The following is a 5,921-nucleotide window of genomic DNA, read 5'->3' on the forward strand; positions in this document are numbered from 1 at the left end:
ATAGCTTGGCGAGGGGAGAAATTTAAGTTTGATTGCAATTATGGTCGCCTAGATGGATCCATCCACCCTTTTTGTGGAGGCACTCACTTATGATGTTCAGTTTCTATCTAATTATAATACAAACAATTTTTTTAGATAGCTTTAGCTAATATACACGGAAGTAGGACACGGTTTATACGCTCAAAATTTACCCCAACAATACAAAAATCAACCAGTAGCACTCCACGAAGCTTTTCTTTTTGATAAGTTTCTAAATTTTTTATTAATGGAAAACAAGTTGCTAAATCTCAAGAATTTTTTAACTTACTTATAGATATTTCGGAAAACAGAATTAAATTTTTTACAATCCTTCATTAATCACAAAATTTTATTTAAACAAGCCAAATCTGGCAAAACTCGATTTCTTGTCTGTATTTGCTGAGTGAAGTGAATTTTATCCTTTCCATGTTATTTTGCGTTTTTGAAATTGAAGAATTATTAATTTCTGATCAGTTGTTCCTCCTGATGCTTTACTCACTTTTTGGAATTGCAAAATGAAAAGAAATATATAGAATTACACCACCCAACGTAGGTTCCTGGATGTGCTATAAGATATTCACTGGCCTCAAGGAAGTTTTCGTGGTTATTTCCCTAGCTATTTAAATGGAGCTATTTTAGCATCCGCTGATAATGAAAAATCGTTCAAAAAGCGAATCCTAATATTAAAGAGCAAGTTCTTAAAAAATTTGAAACTTTAAATCAATATTTAGATCAAAAAATAAGAAACTGGGTTCTTTTTATACCAACCAAGAATTTAGGTTTCAAAAAAAGTAACAGGTACGCCCCAAATTAACTCCTGAAACCTTTTTACAATATTTAGAAAAATAAACACGAATAATTAATTTACAACATGCACTTTTCCAAGAAGAGTCTTTTTGTTTTTTAATATCATCTACATTTATGGCATTTACAACACAAATTTTTTAATTTCTTACAAACAACAAAATAACAAGATAGTAATAAAATGATTATAAAATTTTGTTGTTAAAGAAATTAATTGAAATAAATCTCAAAAAGGGGACAAAATTATGATTAATTGCAAAAATACAATAATGGCAAAACGCTTTAAATCAAAAAGGAAATCTTATTTTTAATCTTTAAAAACAGAAGTGCAAAAATCCTCTGCAAAATTCCATACATGAATCAATTGTGAAAACGCCAAAACCATAAAAGCAAAAGTTTGAGCATATCTTATTTTATCACTTTCATCATGATTATAATATCCTATTAAAGAAGCCACAAAAGCCAAAAGACCAATTAAAAATCCTTCCAAAATAATTTTTTGATAAGTTTTTTTATTTAGCAAACTTCCTTTAGGATTATAAGTTTTTGGCGACATAGAATTTGTTTCTTGTGGTCTGATTCCCCAAAGCCATTGCTGGCAATGACCGTAACTAAATTAATCCAAAGAATTTGTAAAGCAGTCAAAATTTTAAAATCACACCCAAAAAAGAAAATTCCTAAAAAATTACCCAGCAAAATCAAAATAATTTCACCAACATTACAACTCAAAAGAAAAAACTAAACTTTTTTGTTTATTATTAAAAATATTTTGCCCTTTCTTCAAAGCATTCGTAATAGTAGCAAATCAAGTCATCTGTTAAAACTCATATCTGATGCCATATTTACAAACATCAGTACTCGGGTACCTCCCCATAGCAATTCTACATTGGCTTGTTTAATGCTTAAAGAATCATTTATGCTATCTCCTGTCATTGCCACCACAAAACCTTTTTTTGCCAAGCTTTCACAATTTTTAATTTATGATGAGGATTAGTTCTTGCATAAACTTTAATTTGCAATAATTTTTTCAAAAATTCTTCCTCTGGCATTTGAGCTAATTCATCTCCTGTAATGGCTAAATCTTGAGGTTGGGATAAAATATTTAATTTTTGGCAATCACAAAAGCAGTTTTTAAAATGATCCCCTGTAATCATAATCGGAGTGACGCGTGCTTGATTGCATTTAAAAACGGGCCGTATAACTTCTTTTCGAATTGATCTTCCATCGCCACTGCCCCTAAAAAATAAGATCTTGTCCAAAAATATCAGTGATTGCTTTAAAAGATTCGTCTCTAAATCAAGAGAAAATACACGATAAGCAACTCCCAAAAACTCGCAAAGATTTCTCACTTAATTGACTAATTTGTTTTTCTAATATTTTTATTATTTTAGTATCTTTTGCAATGGTTTGTTCTTGATATTGAACTTGACTGCATTTTTGCAACAAAACTTCTGGAGCGCCTTTAGTAATGGCATAAATAAATCCGTCTTTATGATGAAAGTAGTCATCAATTTCGCTTTGGGAATCAAAGGCAATTTCGGCAATCGAGGATATTGCTTTTGGAGTAAAAACGCATCATATTGATGCTAAAACAAAGCTAAATTAATAAAGGAAGTGCTTCAGTAGGGATCGGCAATAATTTCTGGTTGTTTGAAGTTTTAATGTTGGTTGTTTGCAACACTAATCAAAGCATCACACATAAAGTCATCAAATAAAAGCAAATTTTTCAATTAAAGGGTTTGGGTCTATTAATATTTTCCACACAAAGGGACTTATTTTTTCCAAAGAATTACAAACTATAATTTTTTAACAGTCTGTAATATTTTGGGTTAAAGTTCTGTTTTATCAGTACAAATAACATTAACAGCCCCCAAAGTTTCTAGGTGGTGGTGTATGTTTTTAAATTTTGACAATAGCTTTTAAGAGCAAGTTTTTTCATTCCAAAGCCAAAATTAAAGTCATAATAATTAATAAACTTTCAGAATAGCAGCAACTGCAAGAATGGCATCAAAAAAAGTATGTTTCAAATGCTTGAGAGCTAAAGTTAGAGCTGTAAATGTTTTTAAAAATCGTCCACAAGCCATTGGAAAAATAATAATATGATATCAAAGTTACTTTTAGTTAATTTAGCGTATTTTATTTATTAATTGTTTTCTTGTTGAGGTTGAAAATAAACTGGGTAATTTTTCCAATTTCAGTTTGCATTCTGAAGCAAAACCACCTTAGCTCTTCGCTTTTAAAATAACAGTATTCATAAAAGCCATGTTTTGATTAACAATAAGAAACTGCAGCTTTTGGACTTCTAAACACAAGCACTTTTTAAAACAGCTTGCGATTCTCCTGTAAACAAAGATTCATCTACATATAAATTAAATGTTTCTAAAAGTATCATATCAGCTGGAATAATATCACCAGTTTCTAAAAATGACAATATCTCCTATCACTAAATTTTGCATAGGAATTATTAAAAGCGGTTTGCTATCTCTTATTACTTTGGCATTAAGGGAAGTTTTTTTGATACATTAAGCTAAACTTTTTGGGTTTTAGTTTCGTAATAAATACTTAAAAGGCGTTAAGAAGGACAATAATCAAAATAAAACAACCTTCCCAAAAGTTCTTCTTCCTTTGTTTCATTGTAAAATACCAATCACGAAATTAATTGTGGCGGCTGCTAATAGAGGATAATAACTTCTAAAAAATCTTTAAATTGTTGTTGGAATTGTCTTCAAAAAGTGGGTTTGGTAAGGGATTGGTTGATTTTTTTACCGTTAATTTGAAGCTTTTGCAAGGCTTCTTGGGAAAGCTAGCCCTTTTTGTGATTTTGGTTTGTAACAATGCTTGCGATTGTTCAGGGTTTTTGACTAAATGAATGTTTTCATTAAAATTCCTTTAATTTAATATAAATACAAAAAATATTTTGTGCAAAGCAAAAAGTAAAAATTTCAATTTGTTTTGCATGTATTGGTAGTTTATAGCATATAATAAATATGTGATAAACATACAAATAAATAAAAACAAACTGTTTTATGATTTAGTTTCATTCTCTTAGAATAAAGTTATCAATCCCATAAATAAGGCGAATAATTTAATACGTAAACAGATATAAAAATTGATGAAATGTTGTAATGGATTCTTTTGGTTCTGTTTCTTTATAAATATTCAATAATAAAAACACCCACCTTTCAAAAAAATCATGAAAATACGTAAACATTTTCTACTACAAAGATATCTTTTTCGCCTCAACAGATAAGCCATTGCATAGCAATGGTCTCAGTGAAGCACTAATTCACAGAATATGGTAAAAATACTATTCTAAAATACCTGAAAAAAACAAGTAAAGATGTAAAAAATGCTTTCAGTTTTGGTGTTCAAATCGTCAGTATGATACTGCTAAAAACTATTAGACTTGGTTTCAATAAAAAACGCACGAAACAAAAGAAGGACGGCTACAAATGCAGTAGTAATAGTAAAATATTGCCCAAATAACGACGAAGATAAAAAACAATAAACTTCTTCATATGATAAAAAATGTAATAACTATAATATTATTGGTTCTAAATACTTTATATGACAATTTACCTGACCAACACTAATAATAACTTTGATGAAAAAAGATCAGTTTTATATCCGCCATCTGGTGCAATCAAAAAGCTGAAAACATAGAAACTAAAACATATACTATGGGATAAGAATAAAGTAATATTTTTGAAATTCTTGAACATATTGAATTTTTTTCTTTATTGAATTTTTCAATACACCATACCATTTTCATAATAAACCCTATTTTCTTTTATTTTAATTTATTTTGCGTGCACTGAGGAGTAAGGGGTTTGGTGATTACTACATTTCAACATCTTTGACAACGCCAGAAGCTTTGCCTTTAACATCAAAAGTATCTCCCAATTGGGGTATACTTTAGGAACTAAAAGTTGATGCGATGATCTTTAATTTGTAAAACATCCAACGCCATGCATTCTTCTTGGGTTAATGATAACGTAATATGGGCTTGCAAAGAAGAATTAATAAGCCCACTTTGTCTTGCTTTTTCCAACAAATATTGTAAAACGTTTTTTCTTAATGTTAAAAATTTATGATATTCTAATAAAAGATGAGAAGTTGGACGTGCTTTGTGAGTTGTGGCATTTTTTCTAAATAAATATCTTTTTTCCACAGCAAAAGGAAAAAGCCGTAAACTTCTGAAGTAGTGTGGAGAATAATTGGAGTTAAAACTTGTAAAAGCGATAATAAACAAATCATATATAGTTGATTGAATCATCTGCCAGGATCTTCTTTTTCTTGATGTATAAATATCTTTTGGCAAAAATCGAGATAAAAAGCACTGATTTTATTAGTAATGAAGGGGAATAGATGTGCCTTAAAACACCTTCAAAATTATAAGTATCATAAGAATGTGCACGTTTTTTCTTCAAAAAATCTAGCATCATTGTTTTGATGGATAAAAAGTTCTTTTGTCCAAAGGCAGAATATAATTAGTGTCTTTTTTAAAATTATCTAAATTACCTAACATAAAACGGAAGGTGTTTAATTTTGCGATGTTGATCTTCTACTTGTTTTAAAAATGGAAGGATTATCAGCACATCAAGATTATAATTAGTGTTTGCAACCCATAAAACGGAATAATATCTCGCTCCTTTTTATTCAGCAACAGTTAATGGATCAATGACATTGCCAAAAGATTTAGACATTTTTTTTTGCCTTTCACCATCAAAAACAAAACCATGAGTAATAACAGTTTTATAAGGAGCTTGATTTTGAGTGGCTACAGAAGTAATTAAAGAAGAATTGAACCAACCAATGATATTTGATCAGAACCCTTCCAAATAAACATCACTTTGTAAAACTTGATTACGTTTTTTTAAAACAATATAAGAAGTTCCTGAGGTCAAACCAAACATCCATAATATCTAGTTCTTTGGTAAACAAATTGTTAGGACTTTGGGGGACAGAGTGTATTTTCAGGGAAGTAGTTTTTTAACATCCCTATTCATACCAAATATCCATTCCCACAAGTTGTCTGAATAAATCAGCTACATACTAATTAATTTTAAATCTAGAATGGGTTGATGGGTTCTGGTAGT

6 protein-coding genes are annotated in these 5,921 nt (G+C 29.5%); all 6 read right to left on the reverse strand.

The window, feature by feature from the left end; genetic code table 11:
* Window positions 1-1,129 precede the first annotated feature (1,129 nt).
* On the reverse strand, window positions 1,130-1,378 hold the full coding sequence (locus ACEW7V_RS02640) for a cation-translocating P-type ATPase C-terminal domain-containing protein (protein ID WP_374695352.1): 249 nt from the start codon (window positions 1,376-1,378) through the stop codon (window positions 1,130-1,132).
* Between the two features lie 373 nt (window positions 1,379-1,751).
* Window positions 1,752-2,150, reverse strand: a complete 399-nt coding sequence (locus ACEW7V_RS02645) for a hypothetical protein (protein ID WP_374695353.1) — start codon at window positions 2,148-2,150, stop codon at window positions 1,752-1,754.
* On the reverse strand, window positions 2,119-2,376 hold the full coding sequence (locus ACEW7V_RS02650; protein ID WP_374695767.1) for a hypothetical protein: 258 nt from the start codon (window positions 2,374-2,376) through the stop codon (window positions 2,119-2,121). Before ACEW7V_RS02650 ends, ACEW7V_RS02645 begins: the two co-directional genes overlap by 32 nt.
* Window positions 2,377-3,124: 748 nt before the next feature.
* Complete coding sequence (locus ACEW7V_RS02655; protein WP_374695354.1) at window positions 3,125-3,253, reverse strand: hypothetical protein; 129 nt, start codon at window positions 3,251-3,253, stop codon at window positions 3,125-3,127.
* 1,491 nt (window positions 3,254-4,744) lie between these two features.
* On the reverse strand, window positions 4,745-5,143 hold the full coding sequence (locus ACEW7V_RS02660; protein ID WP_374695355.1) for a hypothetical protein: 399 nt from the start codon (window positions 5,141-5,143) through the stop codon (window positions 4,745-4,747).
* Between the two features lie 334 nt (window positions 5,144-5,477).
* The gene (locus ACEW7V_RS02665; protein ID WP_374695768.1) at window positions 5,478-5,642 is read right to left on the reverse strand and encodes a class I tRNA ligase family protein; all 165 of its coding nucleotides are present in this window, start codon (window positions 5,640-5,642) and stop codon (window positions 5,478-5,480) included.
* Between the last annotated feature and the right edge of the window lie 279 nt (window positions 5,643-5,921).

Source organism: Areca yellow leaf disease phytoplasma, assembly GCF_041920595.1.